The sequence below is a fragment of the Rhodococcus sp. 2H158 genome (assembly GCF_053764755.1).
This window is the reverse complement of record NZ_JBSNCE010000020.1, coordinates 42,930-56,473: the sequence shown is the minus strand read 5'-3', so window position 1 is coordinate 56,473 and position 13,544 is coordinate 42,930. Positions and strand designations below refer to the sequence as shown.

General features: G+C 70.6%; 13 protein-coding genes. 3 read left to right on the top strand and 10 right to left on the bottom strand.

Going from position 1 to position 13,544, the window contains the following annotated elements; genetic code table 11:
• Window positions 1-19: 19 nt before the first annotated feature.
• Window positions 20-832 carry a DUF72 domain-containing protein gene (locus ACWPOB_RS19610; protein ID WP_100056037.1) on the bottom strand — a complete coding sequence of 271 codons (813 nt, stop codon included), beginning with the start codon at window positions 830-832 and terminating at the stop codon, window positions 20-22.
• 108 nt (window positions 833-940) lie between these two features.
• Here ACWPOB_RS19610 and ACWPOB_RS19605 point away from each other — a divergent pair, with 108 nt between their 5' ends.
• Complete coding sequence (locus tag ACWPOB_RS19605; RefSeq protein WP_037201226.1) at window positions 941-1,534, top strand: HdeD family acid-resistance protein; 594 nt, start codon at window positions 941-943, stop codon at window positions 1,532-1,534.
• A gap of 22 nt (window positions 1,535-1,556) precedes the next feature.
• On the opposite strand, the gene ACWPOB_RS19600 is transcribed toward ACWPOB_RS19605, so the two are convergent.
• Entirely contained in the window at window positions 1,557-1,967 is a 411-nt protein-coding gene (locus tag ACWPOB_RS19600; protein WP_100056038.1) for a PPOX class F420-dependent oxidoreductase, read from the bottom strand.
• A 156-nt stretch (window positions 1,968-2,123) separates the two neighbouring features.
• On the opposite strand from ACWPOB_RS19600, the gene ACWPOB_RS19595 reads away from it, so the two are divergent.
• Window positions 2,124-2,444: a GYD domain-containing protein gene (locus ACWPOB_RS19595; RefSeq protein ID WP_006941680.1), complete on the top strand. Its 321-nt coding sequence runs from the start codon at window positions 2,124-2,126 to the stop codon at window positions 2,442-2,444.
• A gap of 198 nt (window positions 2,445-2,642) precedes the next feature.
• Here ACWPOB_RS19595 and ACWPOB_RS19590 read toward each other — a convergent pair whose 3' ends face one another.
• Entirely contained in the window at window positions 2,643-4,328 is a 1,686-nt protein-coding gene (locus tag ACWPOB_RS19590) for an AMP-binding protein (protein WP_100056039.1), read from the bottom strand.
• A gap of 239 nt (window positions 4,329-4,567) precedes the next feature.
• On the opposite strand from ACWPOB_RS19590, the gene ACWPOB_RS19585 reads away from it, so the two are divergent.
• Complete coding sequence (locus ACWPOB_RS19585) at window positions 4,568-5,395, top strand: IclR family transcriptional regulator (protein ID WP_455401838.1); 828 nt, start codon at window positions 4,568-4,570, stop codon at window positions 5,393-5,395.
• 78 nt (window positions 5,396-5,473) lie between these two features.
• Here ACWPOB_RS19585 and ACWPOB_RS19580 read toward each other — a convergent pair whose 3' ends face one another.
• The 7 genes from ACWPOB_RS19580 to ACWPOB_RS19550 all read right to left on the bottom strand — a co-directional run bounded on the left by ACWPOB_RS19580 (window position 5,474) and on the right by ACWPOB_RS19550 (window position 13,536).
• A complete protein-coding gene (locus tag ACWPOB_RS19580) occupies window positions 5,474-6,079 on the bottom strand; it encodes a PaaI family thioesterase (RefSeq protein ID WP_100056041.1) in 606 nt (201 codons plus the stop codon).
• Window positions 6,076-6,504, bottom strand: a complete 429-nt coding sequence (locus ACWPOB_RS19575) for an SDR family NAD(P)-dependent oxidoreductase (RefSeq protein ID WP_455401837.1) — start codon at window positions 6,502-6,504, stop codon at window positions 6,076-6,078. Before ACWPOB_RS19575 ends, ACWPOB_RS19580 begins: the two co-directional genes overlap by 4 nt.
• Entirely contained in the window at window positions 6,501-7,628 is a 1,128-nt protein-coding gene (locus tag ACWPOB_RS19570) for an acyl-CoA dehydrogenase family protein (protein ID WP_455401836.1), read from the bottom strand. Before ACWPOB_RS19570 ends, ACWPOB_RS19575 begins: the two co-directional genes overlap by 4 nt.
• Window position 7,629: 1 nt before the next feature.
• Entirely contained in the window at window positions 7,630-8,838 is a 1,209-nt protein-coding gene (locus ACWPOB_RS19565) for an acyl-CoA dehydrogenase family protein (protein WP_100056042.1), read from the bottom strand.
• A 32-nt stretch (window positions 8,839-8,870) separates the two neighbouring features.
• Entirely contained in the window at window positions 8,871-11,072 is a 2,202-nt protein-coding gene (locus ACWPOB_RS19560; protein WP_455401835.1) for an acyl-CoA dehydrogenase family protein, read from the bottom strand.
• Window positions 11,073-11,075: 3 nt separating this feature from the next.
• A complete protein-coding gene (locus ACWPOB_RS19555) occupies window positions 11,076-12,212 on the bottom strand; it encodes a steroid 3-ketoacyl-CoA thiolase (protein ID WP_100056043.1) in 1,137 nt (378 codons plus the stop codon).
• Between the two features lie 118 nt (window positions 12,213-12,330).
• Window positions 12,331-13,536: a DegT/DnrJ/EryC1/StrS family aminotransferase gene (locus ACWPOB_RS19550; RefSeq protein WP_455401834.1), complete on the bottom strand. Its 1,206-nt coding sequence runs from the start codon at window positions 13,534-13,536 to the stop codon at window positions 12,331-12,333.
• Window positions 13,537-13,544: the final 8 nt, after the last annotated feature.

Here is a 13,544-nt window from a genome sequence, read left to right as displayed (position 1 = left end):
GCCTGCACCGACATCCGTGTCACACCCGCCGTTGCAGCTCGAGCGCGTCCCACGGCGCGTAGCCCTTGATGTCGTTGTCGAAGTAGACGTACACGTCGCGCCCCTCGGAGCGCCAACCGCGGATCCGGGCCGCCCACTCGTCCAGCGCCCCGGGGGTGTAGCCGCTGGCGTACAGCTCGGTGTCGCCGTGCAACCGCACGTAGACGAGGTCCGTCGTCGGCTCGGTGAGGAACGGGAAGCGGCCCGCGGTGTCGGCGACGACGAGGGCGACGTCGAGCCGGCGGAGCAGGGCGGCCGCCTCCTCGTCGGCGAAGCTGGGGTGGCGCACCTCGAGCGCGTACCGGATCGGCCGCTCCGCGTCGATCTCGGTCCACACCCGGTCCTCGCGCACCTTGTTCGTGTGCCGCGCCGCGAGCGCCGCGGCCTCGCCCGTCGACGCGGGCAGGCTCGTGAGAAATGCGCCGAGGCGCTCCGGCTCGAATGCCAGAGTGGGGGGCAGTTGCCACAGCACCGGCCCGAGCTTGGGACCGAGGGCGAGCACACCGGAGGCGAAGAAGTTGGCGAGGGCGTCGTCCACGTCGACGAGGCGCTTCATGTGGGTGACGAACCGTCCGCCCTTGACGGCGAAGACGAAGCCGGCGGGAGTCTGCTCGCGCCACGACAGGAAACTGGACGGCCGCTGCAGCGCATAGAAGGTGCCGTTGATCTCGATGGAGCCGAACCGCTCCGCGGCGTACTCGAGTTCGCGGCGCTGTGGCAGGCCGGACGGATAGAAGTCGCCGCGCCACGGGGCGTACCGCCAGCCGGAGATCCCGATCCGCACCTGAGCCACCGCTACACGGTAACGCTCGTCACGACTGGGAATCGGATCGTCATTCGGCGGGCGCCGGGCGCAGCACGGGCCTACGCTGTGCCCGAACTACGAGACCGCATCCTAGGAGTGGCCGTGTCCGAGAGAGCTTTCACCGCAAACGATCAGTTCAGTCCCCTGTTCAAACAGATGTGGTGGTTGGTGCTGATCCGCGGCATCCTCGCCGTGTTGTTCGGCGTGGTCGCCCTGGTGTGGCCCGGGATCACCGTCTGGGCCCTGGTGGTGGTGTTCGGCATCTATGCCATCGTCGACGGCGTCGTGCTCGTCTACCACTCGATTCGTGACCGGGCCCGCCTCGACGGCTGGGGCTGGTGGCTCGCGATGGGCCTGGTCTCCATCGCCGCCGGCATCGTCGCCCTCGTCTGGCCCGCGGCCACCGCGCTCGTGGTGCTGTACATCATCGCGTTCTATGCGATCCTCTTCGGCGTCACCGGCATCATCGGTGCGCTGAGCTTCCGGAAGGTACCGAACTCCGGGTGGGGATGGTCGCTGTTCGCCGGGATCCTCGCCGTCCTGCTCGGCGTCGTGCTGCTGATCTTCCCGGGCAGCGGCATCATCAGCCTGATCTGGTTGCTCGGCATCTACGCGATCCTCTTCGGCGTGCTGCTCATCGTCCTTTCCTTCCAGATCCGCAAGGTGGCCAAGGCGGCCGGGCTCGTGTGACCCGGCCGCCCGTGGGGCCGGGTCAGGCGACGTCCTTGAGCCGGCCCCACGCGTGCCAGCGGTCGATCTCGATCCAGGCACTCACCCGCGGCCGGTTGCGCACCCCGTACGGCTTGCCGGTGTAGTGCCGCGCGATGCGGTCGATATCGGTCAGCTCCGGGTCGTCGGCGAACTCGGTGACCCGGCCCTGGATGCTCACGTGCGTCACCCAGTCCGTCGGGTCCATGGCGCTGAGACTGACCCGGGGATCGCGCCGCAGGTGCCCGAGGCGGGTGCGACCGGCGTCCATGTTGACCAGGATGCGGCCGTTCTCGAACAGATACCAGGTGGGCACCGACACCGGATGTCCGTCGGCGCGCAACGTGCTGATCGTGGCGTAATTCGGCTGGGCCAGCATCTCGGCGACGGCCTGCGGCAGCGGGGCTTCGGGCACGGCGTGGTCCTTTCCTCGGCGGACGGTGGCGGATGTTCGATCACGAACCTACGCCGGTTCCGGCGGAAACCATCCCGCGACAGGGCCTCCGGGCCGACGATGGGAGGGTCCACGAGCCCGACCATGGAATGGTCCGACAGCCGAGGAGCTGAGAACATGCCGAAGTACCTGTGGCAGGTCACCTACACCCCGGAGGGCGCGCAGGGGCTGCTCTCCGAGGGTGGTTCCGTCCGTAGTTCCGCCATCACCGAGATGGTCGAGAGCGTGGGCGGCAGCGTCGAGTCCGTGCACTTCGCACTCGGCGGGCACGACCTCTACGTCATCGGGGAGGTGCCCGACGACCTCGCCGTGGCCACGCTCGAGTTCCGCACCCGGGCGTCCGGCATCGCGCGTTCCGTGCCGATCCGGCTGCTCACCCCACAGGAGATGGACGACGCGGTGCATCGCAACGCCGCGTACCGGACGCCCGGGCACTGAGCGGGACGCTCCCCCCGGGCACTGAGCGGGACGCTCCCCCCGGGTACTGAGCGGGCCGCTCCCCCCGGGTACTGAGCGGGACGCTCCCCCCGGGCACTGAGCGGGCCGCTCCCCCGGGCACCGTCGACGAACTCGAGGCGCAGGTCTCCGGGTACTTCGCCCGATCGCCCCGCCCGGCTCGGGGTGCCGTCGTTCCGGTCAGGCGACCGGGGTTGCGGCCACCGATCGGGCCGGAAGCAGTCCCGCCCGGCCGTGCGCGACGAACTCGGCCTCGTAGCGGTCCCGCGCGTCCTCGTCGAACGGAACGTACTCGCTGGTCCGTCCCACCCGGACCAGGACCGGATCGTCGGTGCGCCACGCCGCGGACCGCAGCGGCGCCTTGTTCACCTTGTTGCTGCCTGTCAACGGGATTCGCTCGACGATCCGCACGAACCGCGGCCACCACTTGTCGCCCATGTCCGGTTGCGCGGCGAGGAACGAACCGAACTCGCGCGCGTCCAGGTGCGCGCCGGGCGACAGTTCGAGTACACACATGACCTGGTCGCCGGTGACCGGATCGGGCACCGCGAAGACCGGGGCGGACAGGACCGCCGGATGACGCTGCAGAATCCGTTCGATCGGTGCCGCGGAGAAGTTCTCGCTGTCGACCCGCAGCCAGTCGGAGGAGCGGCCGGCGAAGTAGAAGTACCCGTCGGCGTCCCGGTATCCGAGATCCCCGGACCAGAAGTCGTCGCCCCGGACGCGGTCCGCCATCGCCCCCGGGTTCTTGTAGTAGCCCTCGAACGTGCCGGCAGCCCCCAGCGCGACGATCTGCCCCACCGCCTCGGGGTTCGTCAGCCGGCCGGTGTCGTCGAACCGGGCGCGTGGGCATTCGTGTCCGGTCACCTCGTCCAGGATCCGGACGTCGGCGTCGCCGGCGGGCAGGCCCAGCGAGCCCGGCGGAGTCCCGGGCGTGCGGTTGATCCGGAACACTCCCTCACTGAGGCCGTAACCCTCGATCACCGTGCAGCCGAATCGCTCGGCGAAACGCGCGACGTCGGCCTCGGAGGCCTCAGTGCCGAAGGCCAGTTCCAGTGTGCCCGTCCGGTCCCGGGGATCCTCGGGCCGGCTCAGCACGTAGGACAGGGCCCGGCCGACGTAGTTGACGAACGTCGCGCCGTACCGGTGGATGTCGTCCCCGAAACGCGAGGCGGAGAACTTGCGGACCATCGCCACCGTGGCCCCCACGCGCATCGCCGTGCCCAGGTTGAGCATGAGCGCATTGCCGTGGAACAAGGGCATGCACAGGTAGGCGACCGAGTCCCGGCGCATCTGTGTCCGGTCGACGAGAACGTCGATCAGCCGGCCGAGTCGCCCCTGGCCGACGACGACCGCCTTGGGCGCCCCGGTGGATCCCGAACTGAACAGCAGAAGGGCAAGTTGCTCAGGCGACGGTGTCGCGGCGGGCGGCTCCACGCCGCGGAACGGTGCGAGCAGTTCGGCGTAGGAGTCCGAGTCGACGTTCAGGATCCGCTCTACCGCAAGGCCGTGCTCCTCACCGTGGACCAGGTGCGCGAGCCGGTTCTCGGTGACGAGGAGGTCGACGTCCGCGTGGGCGATGTCGTGAGCGATCTCGGTCCCGCCGCGGCTGGCGTTGATTCCGACTACGACGGCGCCGGCGAGCGCCCCGGCTCCTATCCAGAACACGAAATCGGGCACGTTGTCCAGCAGGACCCCGACGTGGCGTTGCCGACCGGCCGGGGCGGTCACGATCGACTCGAGAGCGGCTGCTCTACAGGCGCTTTCGGACACCACCTCGCCCCAGGTCCAGTCCCTCCCCTCGAAACGCAGTCCGACTTTCGGGTCGCCTCGCCGCGCGAGCAGCACGTCCGTGAATGTCTCCACCGTCCACCTCCGCTGTGTGAAGCATGCGGCGCCTGCCGTCCGGTTCGACGCACCGTCGGGAACCGTCAGGTGTGGAATTGTCGCCGCGGCTGCAACGCCTCGATTCTGTACGAGCGCATCACATCAGAGCAGTCACAGCAGACACGGTCCGTTCCCGCCTGACGGGAGCGCACCGCATTCCGCATAGCGCACCAAGCAAATGCTAGGTAAAGTGCACCGAAGGAGGCCAGACATTGACAGTGACGCGTAGTGACTCGATTCCGACGTCGGACATGCCGCGCGAGCAACGCCCCAGCGTGGCGGAACGGTTCACCCAGATCCTCGACGTGTTCGCATCCGGTCCCGACCGGATGTTCCTCGAGGAGATCACGGCCGCCACCGGATTGCCCCGCTCGACCGTCTTCCGCCTGCTCACCCAGCTCGTCGACCTTCACTGGGTCGAACACGACTCCCGCGGATACGGCCCCGGTCTGCGGATGCAGACGATGGCCCGACCCCGGGACTACTCGCAGCTGCGCGCCGCAGCAGCGGGGATGCTCAACGACCTGCAGATCGGCACCGGCGGAGTCGCGCACCTGACGGTGCTCGAAGGCTCGTCCGTCTATTTCCTCGACCGGATCGGCGGCACGGCGAGCGCGGGCATCCCCTCCCAGGTCGCGGCCCGGCTGCCGGCCGAGAGTACCGTCAGCGGACGGGCGCTGCTCGCCGGTCTCGAGCCGGAGAAGGTCGACGCCCTCATGACGGCCGGACCGCACGTACGGTCCCGGGCCGACCTGTCGACACTGCACGATCGTCTGAACCGGGTGCGCCAGCGGCAGGGTCTCGCGTTCGTGCCCGGCCACGCGTGCCCCATGTCCATCAGCGCGGTCGCCGCACCGGTCGTCGGTCCCGACGGCGTCGTGGGTGCGATCTCGGTGGCGTGCCGCGGAACGGTCGAACTCGCCCACATCGCACCGATGGTCTGGGCCACCGCGCGCCGCACCTCGCGGATTCTCACACCCGGCCGGCCCGGTTCCACCGCGCGGACCCGTCTGTCGCACCGAACGCACGTGGGTGTCGTGAACTAGAACGTGGCGGCGCGCCGGAGGTCGTCCGGCGCGCCGCGAATTCGATCTGCCTGCACACTGTTCCGTCGACGGAACTGGTCATTCCTCGACGCGGACGAACACTCCCCGCGCCTCGACCGTGCGCTCACCGCGGCATTCGATCCAGCCGTCGGCGACGGTCTTCCGGCCCTCGATCTCGACGATCCGCGAATACAGATCCAGCGGCTCGTCGAGCGGCGTGCGCCGCAGGTAGCGCAGGTCGAGCGACGCCGTCAGCGAACGACTGCCCCGTGCCTGCATGAGGGTGCCGAGCATGCAGTCCAGCAGGTGAGCGCTGAACCCGCCGTGCACGCTGTCGGGCGGGCCCTCGTGCAGGGCGTTCGCGACCAGCCGGGCGCGCGCCTCGTCCGCGCCGAAGTGGATCTCGAGCGGAATGCCCATCGGGTTGTGGGTAAACAGCGCCCACGGTTCGCGCCCGCCCGTTTCCCGGGACTGCGACGGTCCGTCGAACGGGGGACGCAGCACCCGCGGGCGCGGCCGCGCGCCGAGGGTCTCGGCCAGTTCGGCGATCGTTGCGCGGGCGGCGCGGACGGTGTCGGCGTCCGCCGTCGTCGTCGCCGCGGCCAGCATCAGCGCGCGGGTTGCGGCGACGAGTTCTGCGGTCGCCTCCCGCAGGTCCGCGGGCACGTCGATGGTGCGGGTCATGGGGAGTCCTCTCCGTCGTCGCCTGTCGACGGGGTCATCTGCCCAGCGATTCCGGCACCGGCGGGGGGTGACGCGAAGTGCGGGTAATCCGGCAGGAAATCGGCCTCGTCCAGTTCGTGCGGCTGCCACCCGGCCACCGTCTCGCGCCTGTCGACGCGGCGGCCCATCGTCGCCTCGATGCGCGCGGCGAGCGCGGCCCGGTCCAGCTCGGGCCGGCCGAGGTCCGCGACGACGGTTTCGGCGGTGCCGCCGTCGGAGCGGATGCACGCGACGGTCTCCTCGAGGGAACCCGCGAACGCACCGTCACCGGAGCGCAGCGTGCGCGAGACCGCGGCGACGGCAATGCCTTCCGCGGCGATCCGGCGCGCGATCGCCCGGCCGGTGCCGTGGCTCGCGCCGGTGACGAGCTGCCCGGCGTTCGTCATGCGGGCGCCCCGATTCCGGGTGCGGATCCGAGGACGTCTCCCAGCTCGGCCGCGGTGGCGTCCGCACCGCCGAGGGTGAAGCACAATTGTCGTCCCCACAGGAAGTAGCGGTGGATCGGGTAGTCCACGTCCGCACCGATACCGCCGTGCAGGTGCTGCGTCGCATGCACCACCCGCAGACCGCCGCGCGACGCCCACCATTTGGCGACGAGAACCGCGGATTCGGCCTCCTGCTCTCGTCCGGCGTCGAGCAGCCACGCCGCCCTCCGGGTGGTGAGCCGGATCGCCTCGGTGTCGAGGTAGGCGTCGGCGGCGCGCACCGCCACTGCCTGGTTGGTCGACAGCGGCCGACCGAATTGGATTCGCTGCGAGGTGTATTCGGCCGTCGTCTTCAGCGCCTGTTCGCACACGCCCAGCTGCACCGCGGCGAGCGCGAGCTGGATCCGGCGGCGCACCCAGGTGACCGTCTCCGCGCCGTCGCCCGGCAGGCGATCGGACGCGGGCACGACGACGTCGTCGAACCGGACGTGGGCGAGGCTGCCGCGGTCGGTTGCGCCGACCGGTTCCATCGTGACACCGTCCGCCCCGGTCGGTATCACCGCGACGGCGAGCGACCCGTCGTCGCACCGGACCGGAACGATCGTCGCGGCGGCCACGGCTGCGGCGGGCACACCGGCGACGGTTCCGCTGACGACCAGGTCGTCGCCCTTGCTCACCGCCGACAGCGAGGTGAGTTCACCGTAGGGCGCGTCGAACGCCGCGACGACCGGTCGGGATCCGTCCATGATGCCGGGGACCAGGCGTTCGACCTGTTCGGCCGTGCCGAAACGGACGATCGCCGATGCGGCCGCCGTCACCGACCACAGCGGCACCGGCGCCACGTGCCGGCCCTGCTGTTCGAGCACCGTGATCAGGCCGAGCAGGCCCATCCCGGCGCCACCGGACTCCTCCGGCACCGCGATGCCGAGCAGCCCGGCCTCGGCCAGGGCACTCCACAGCTTCGCGTCGAAGCCGCCCTCGTTCTTCTCCACCTCGACAACCCGATCGACCGGCGCGAGCTGCCGGAAGAGCTGGGACGCCAGGTCCTGCACACTCGTCAGGTCGTCGTCGAGTTCGAAATCCATGTCAGCTCCTCGTGCTGGTGGGGGCGTCGGTGCGGCGACGGGCGGCGAGCGTCATGCCGAGGCACTTGGCGGCGACGATCTCGCGCATCACTTCGTTGGTGCCGCCGCCGAAGGTGTTGTTCTGGGCTCTGCGCGCCAGGGTTTCGACGCGTCCCTCGAGGACGGCACCGGGGCTGCCGGGCCGGAGCAGACCCCGCACGCCGAGGATCTCCTGCATCTTGCCGTAGGCGGTGACGACCGCCTCGGTGCCGAAGATCTTCGCCGCCGCGGAATCACCGCCGCCGAGGGTGTTCGCGGCGACGTCCGCGACGAGCCGGAGGTTGACGAGGTCGGCGGCACTGAGCAGCGCGTACGTCTCCGCCAGATTGGTGCGCACCCAGGGCAGGTCGTAGACCGTCCCGGCGCCCAGGGGCTCGGACCGCGCCCAGGCCAGGACGGCGTCGTACAACTCGTTCGCGATGCCACCGCGGGCGGCGAGCGCCACCCGCTCGTGGTTGAGCTGGTTGGTGATCAGGCCCCAGCCCTGGTTCAGCTCACCGACGACGTTGGTCAACGGCACGCGGACGTCGTCGTAGTAGGTGGCGGAGGTGCTGATGCCCCCGACGGTGTGGATCTCGGTCACCGAGAACCCGGCCGCCGACGTCGGCACCAGCACCACCGAGATGCCCTCGTGCCGCGGCGCGTCCGGATCGGTCCGGACGGCCAGCCAGATCCAGTCCGCGTAAACTCCGGCGCTGGTGAAGATCTTGTTGCCGTTGATGACCAGTTCGTCGCCCTCGATGCGGGCGCGGGTCTGCAACGAGGCGAGGTCGGTGCCCGCGTTCGGTTCGGTGTAGCCGATGGCGAAGATGAGTTCGCCCGCCAGGATCGGCGGCAGGAAGAAGTCCTTCTGCGCCTGGGTACCGTGCTTCATCAGCGCCGGCGCGACGGTGTTGAGGGTGACGAGCGACAGCGGTGCGCCGGCGCGGATCACCTCGTCGTAGAACACGTACAGGGCCTCGGGATCCTCGCCCCGGCCGCCGTATTCGGTGGGCCAGCCGAGACCGAGCCACCCGTCGCGGCCCATCCGCCGCAGGATGCGGTCGAACACGGGACCGCCCTCGGTCTGGTCGACGAGTGCGCGCCGGTCGTCGTCGTCGATGATCTCGGCGAAGTAGTTGCGCAGTTCGGTGCGGAGCCGACGTGAGTTGTCGGACAGTTCCGGGTGCATGGCCCCTCCAGATGGGTGTGATGGATTCGGTGTCAGCGCGGCAGTCCCAGCACGCGACGGGCGATCACGTTGAGCTGGATCTCGATGGTGCCGCCGCCGAACAGCACTGCGGGCAGGCCGATGTGGTCGAGCATGTGACCGTCGTCGTCGGCGGCGCCGACCGGGCCGAGCAGCGAGACCAGAGCCCGCGAGCCGTCGCGTTGGGCGATAGCGCTGAAGACCTTCTGCACGCTGATCTCCGCCCCGGCGTCGAGACCGGACAACCGGCGCAGCACGCTGCGCAGGTTCATCACCGACAGGGCCATCTCGCGGCCGGTGTTGCGGCCGAGGACGCGCACCGCGTCGTCGCGTGCGGCGGCGTAGCGGCCCGACTCGACGAGGTCGCGCACCCGCGCGGCCGCGCCGTGCGCGAGCTGCGCGCCCATGCTGAGCCGTTCGTTGGCGAGCGTGGTCACCGCGAGGCGCCAGCCCTGCCCTGGTTCGGAGACCAGACAGTCGTCGGGGACGAAGACGTCGTCGAAGAACACCTCGTTGAACTCCGCGCGCCCGGTCGCCTGACGCAGCGGCCGCACGTCGAGCCCGTCGCTGCGCATGTCGACGAGGAAGTACGAGATGCCCTCGTGCCTGGGCGCATCGGGATCGGTGCGGGCCAGGCAGATACCCCAATCCGCCTCGTGCGCCATCGAATTCCACACCTTCTGTCCGGTGAGGATCCAGCCGCCGTCCACCTTGCGGGCACGGGTGGACAACCCGGCCAGGTCCGAGCCGGCGCCCGGCTCGCTGAACAACTGGCACCAGACGATCTCGCCGCGCAGGGTGGGCGCGACGAAGCGGCGCTGCTGGTCCTCGCTGCCGTGCAGCAGCAGGGTGGGCAGGGCCCACTCGCCGATGACGGTGGTCGGCTGTTCGAGGCCGCGGCGCGCGAATTCGTCCGCGATCACGGCCTGCTCCTGCGGTCCGGCGGCCAGCCCGTACGGCCGGGGATAGTGCGGCGCGACGAGACCGGCCTCGGCGAGCCGGGCGCGACGTGCCCCGCCTCGCGCCGGCGCCCATCCGTCGCTGTGTACCGCGTCGTCCGGCAGTGCACGTACCTCGTCGAGGACGGCGCCGACCTGCGCGCGCAGCTCCGGTAGCGCATCGGCCTCGACGAAGGAGAAGTCGCGCTCGTCCGACAGTGCGAGCTCACCGAGCCGGCGTGCCCAGACGTCCTCCGGGCCGGCGACGGAGGCGATCGACAGTGCCCGTCGCCAGTACAGGTGCGCGTCGTGTTCCCAGGTGAAGCCGATACCGCCGAGCAGGGTGACGCATTCGAGCGCCACGTCGACGGCCGCCGGCACTGCCGTCAGTCCTGCCTGCGCCGCCGCGAGCCGCTGCTGCTCCCGGCCCTGCTGCACCGACCGGGCGGCGTCCCACGCGGCGGCACAGGCGATCTCGCTACGCACCAGCATCATCGCAGCCTTGTGCTGCACGGCCTGGAAGCTGCCCACCGGGCGGCCGAACTGGTGCCGGTTGCGAACGTGGTCCACGGCGGTGTCCAGCGCCCACGCCGCAAGCCCGGCCGCCTCGGCGCCGAGCACGGTGTTGACGATCAGCTGCACGTCGTCGTCGTCGATCGCCGGGAGCAGATGCTCGGGCGTGATCGCCGCTCCGGACAGTCGCAGTCGTCCCACCGAGCGGGTGGGGTCCACGCCGTCGGCGACCTCGACCTCCCCGGCCGCGGGCGGGAGCCGGAACCACACGGGCGCGCCGTCGGCGGTGGCGCGCACGATCACTTCGTCCGCGCCGGGCAACCCGAGCACCGGCTCGGAGACACCGCTGACCGTCCATCCCTGTCCCGACGCGGTCGCGACGAGACCGGGGGTGGTGACGGCGGCACCGGTCGCTCCCTCGACGAACCGCCGCAACAACTCCGCCGCGGTGCCCTCGGCCGGGAGGGTGGCGATCAGCGCGCCGGCCACGACGGTGGGCACCCACGGTCCGGGAACGAGGGCGCGGCCGAACTGCTCGGCCACGACCGCGAGTTCCAGCAGTCCCGCCCCACCGCCGCCGTGCTCCTCGGGCAGGTGCAGGGCGTGCAGGCCCTGCGCGACGCACGCATCCCAGATCTCGGGCCGCTTGCCCGCCGCCAGGTCGGCGAACGCGGCGCGGGTGCGTTCGATCGGGGCATGGCGACGGGCGAGGCCCGCGACGGAGTCGGCAAGGTCGCGATGGTCGGCGTCGAGTGCAATGGCCATGACTTACATCCGTTCCAGAATCATGCACGTGGTGGCAGCCGACGCGCAGATGGCGATCATCGCGACCTGCCGGTCCCGGCGTTCGAGTTCGTCGATCGCGTTGGCCAGCAGCCGGATTCCGGTGGCGCCGGCCGGGTGACCGAGGGCGATGGCACCACCGCCGACGTTGAGCACGTCCGGGTCGACCTTGTGCACTTGGGCGAACGACATCGGCACGGCCGCGAAGGCTTCGTTGACCTCGAACAGGTCCACGTCGGCGACCGTCATCCCGGTGCGGTCGAGCAGCACCTGCGCCGCGGCCACCGGACCGTCGAGCATGAACTCGGTGTCGCCGCCGATGACGCACTGCGCGAGCAGCCGGGCCCGCGGCGCCGCGCCGAGTTCACGTGCCCTGTCCTCGGACATCAGGACCGCGGCGCTCGCCCCGTCGGACACCTGCGACGAGGTGCCGGCGGTGTGGAGACCGCCCTCGATCGTGGCACGCAACCGTCCGAGCGCCTCCATGCCGGTCTCGCGCAGCCCCTGGTCCCGGGTGACCGTGGTGTCACCGTCGTCGCCCGGGACGGCGACGGGGATGATCTGCCGGTCGAACCACCCGGCGTCCCAGGCGTCGCGCGCCCGCTGCTGCGACCGCAGGCCGAACGCGTCGAGGTCCTCGCGGGAGAAGCCGCGGTGCCGGGCGATGCGATCGGCCGCCGTGTACTGGTCGGGGGTGTCCACCGACCACGACGCCGGCCGCGGGGTGCCGGCGCCGGTGCCGACCTTGTAGGTGAGCGGGACCCGCGACATCAGTTCGACGCCGCACGCCAGGCCGACCTCGAGGGTGCCGAGCGCGATCTGCCCGGCGACGAGATGCACCGCCTGCAGCGCGGTGCCGCACTGGGCGTCGATGGTGGTGGTCCCGGTGTGGGACGGCAGGCCGGCGTGCATCCACGCGGTGCGGGTGATGTTGCCGAACTGCTCCCCGATCGGGGTGACACACCCGCCGACGGCCTGCTCGACGAGGGCGGCATCGAGGTCGAGCCGGTCGAGCACGCCGCGTTGCGCGAGGCCGAGCAGCTCGGCGGCGTGCAGACCGGAGATCCAGCCGTCGCGCTTGCCGAAGGGGGTACGTGCGGCGTCGACGATCACGGGCTTCATGCGGGCACCTCCAGCCGGGTCCACTGCCGATTGTCGAGCCCGCGGACCTCGCGCCCGAATTCGTCGACGAGGCCGAGGCTGTCGCAGATGCGGCCGGTGAAACGAGACGGCACGGCGGTCACCTCCACTTCGCGGCGAAGGCGTGGATCGCGTCGGTCACGCGGGTGACCTCCTCGTCGGACAGCCCGTGGCTCATGCCGAGCGTCATGCCGCGCTCGAACACCGCGTCGGCCTCGGGCAGGCCCTCGTCCGGCACGCGGTGCTCGACGCCCGCCATCATCGGGTGGCGGGTGATGTTGCCGCTCCACACGGTTCGCGTGTCGATGCCCTGCGCTTCGACGAATTCCTGCAGGTCGCTACGGGAAAACGGGGCGTCGGCGGTGACCGTGACGGGATAGCACAACCAGGCGGTGTCGAGTCCGTCGGTCTCCACCGGTGTGCTGAAGAACTCGGGGTAGGCGCCGTACGCGGCGGTGAACTCCGCGAAGGTCTTGCGGCGCCGCTCGTAGTTCTGCGCGAGCTTGTTCAGCTGCACGACACCGTAGGCGGCGCCGAGTTCGGACGGCTCGAAGTTCCACGGCAGCAGGTCGAAGATGAAGTCGTTGTCGTAGTCGACCCCGTCCAGATCCTCCCGGAAGACGCGTCCACGTCCGTTGCCGAACAGGTTCGGCTCGGATCGACGTCCCCACCGGCGCAGCAGGAGTGCGCGATCGCGGGTCTGCTCGTCGTCCATCATGACCATGCCGCCGGTGCCGGCACACGTGATGATGTGGGCCATGGAGAAGCTGGTGACGGTCAGGTCGGCGCGCGCGCCGGTGGGCGTGCCGCGCAGCCGGGCGCCGAGGGTGTCGCAGGTGTCCTCGATCGCCTTCAGGCCGTGCCGGTCGGCGACGGCCCGGATCGCGTCCCAGTCGGGGCAGTTGCCGGCGAGGTTCGGGATGAGCACGGCGCGGGTCCGGTCGGTGACCATCGCTTCGATCCTGGTGACGTCGACGTTGAACGTGTCCGGTTCGACGTCGACGAAGACCGGTATCAGGCCGGCGCGCACGAGGGGAGCGACGTCGGTGGAGAAGGTCAGCGGCGAGGTGATGACTTCGCTGCCCTTCGGCAGGTCGAGCAGCTCGACCGCGAGGTACAGGCCGGAGGATCCGGAGTTGCACATCACGCCGTACTGCTTCCCGGACAGCTCGGGGATGCGGCGTTCGAGCTCGAGGACGTTCTTGCCGATGCGCAGCCCCTGATGGCCGCTGCGCAGGACGTCGACCACCGCTCGGATTTCGTCCTCGCCGTGGGTGGCGCGGGCATAGGTGATGCGTTCGGTCATGTCGGGAC

Excerpts from the sequence above, each read along its gene's own strand:
- ACWPOB_RS19595 (WP_006941680.1), top strand. The coding sequence starts at position 2,124 with ATGCCGAAGTACCTGTGGCAGGTCACCTACACCCCGGAGGGCGCGCAG.
- ACWPOB_RS19565 (WP_100056042.1), bottom strand. The coding sequence starts at position 8,838 with ATGCACCCGGAACTGTCCGACAACTCACGTCGGCTCCGCACCGAACTG.
- ACWPOB_RS19580 (WP_100056041.1), bottom strand. The coding sequence starts at position 6,079 with ATGACCCGCACCATCGACGTGCCCGCGGACCTGCGGGAGGCGACCGCA.
- ACWPOB_RS19550 (WP_455401834.1), bottom strand. The coding sequence starts at position 13,536 with ATGACCGAACGCATCACCTATGCCCGCGCCACCCACGGCGAGGACGAA.
- ACWPOB_RS19570 (WP_455401836.1), bottom strand. The coding sequence starts at position 7,628 with ATGGATTTCGAACTCGACGACGACCTGACGAGTGTGCAGGACCTGGCG.
- ACWPOB_RS19560 (WP_455401835.1), bottom strand. The coding sequence starts at position 11,072 with ATGGCCATTGCACTCGACGCCGACCATCGCGACCTTGCCGACTCCGTC.
- ACWPOB_RS19575 (WP_455401837.1), bottom strand. The coding sequence starts at position 6,504 with ATGACGAACGCCGGGCAGCTCGTCACCGGCGCGAGCCACGGCACCGGC.
- ACWPOB_RS19555 (WP_100056043.1), bottom strand. The coding sequence starts at position 12,212 with ATGAAGCCCGTGATCGTCGACGCCGCACGTACCCCCTTCGGCAAGCGC.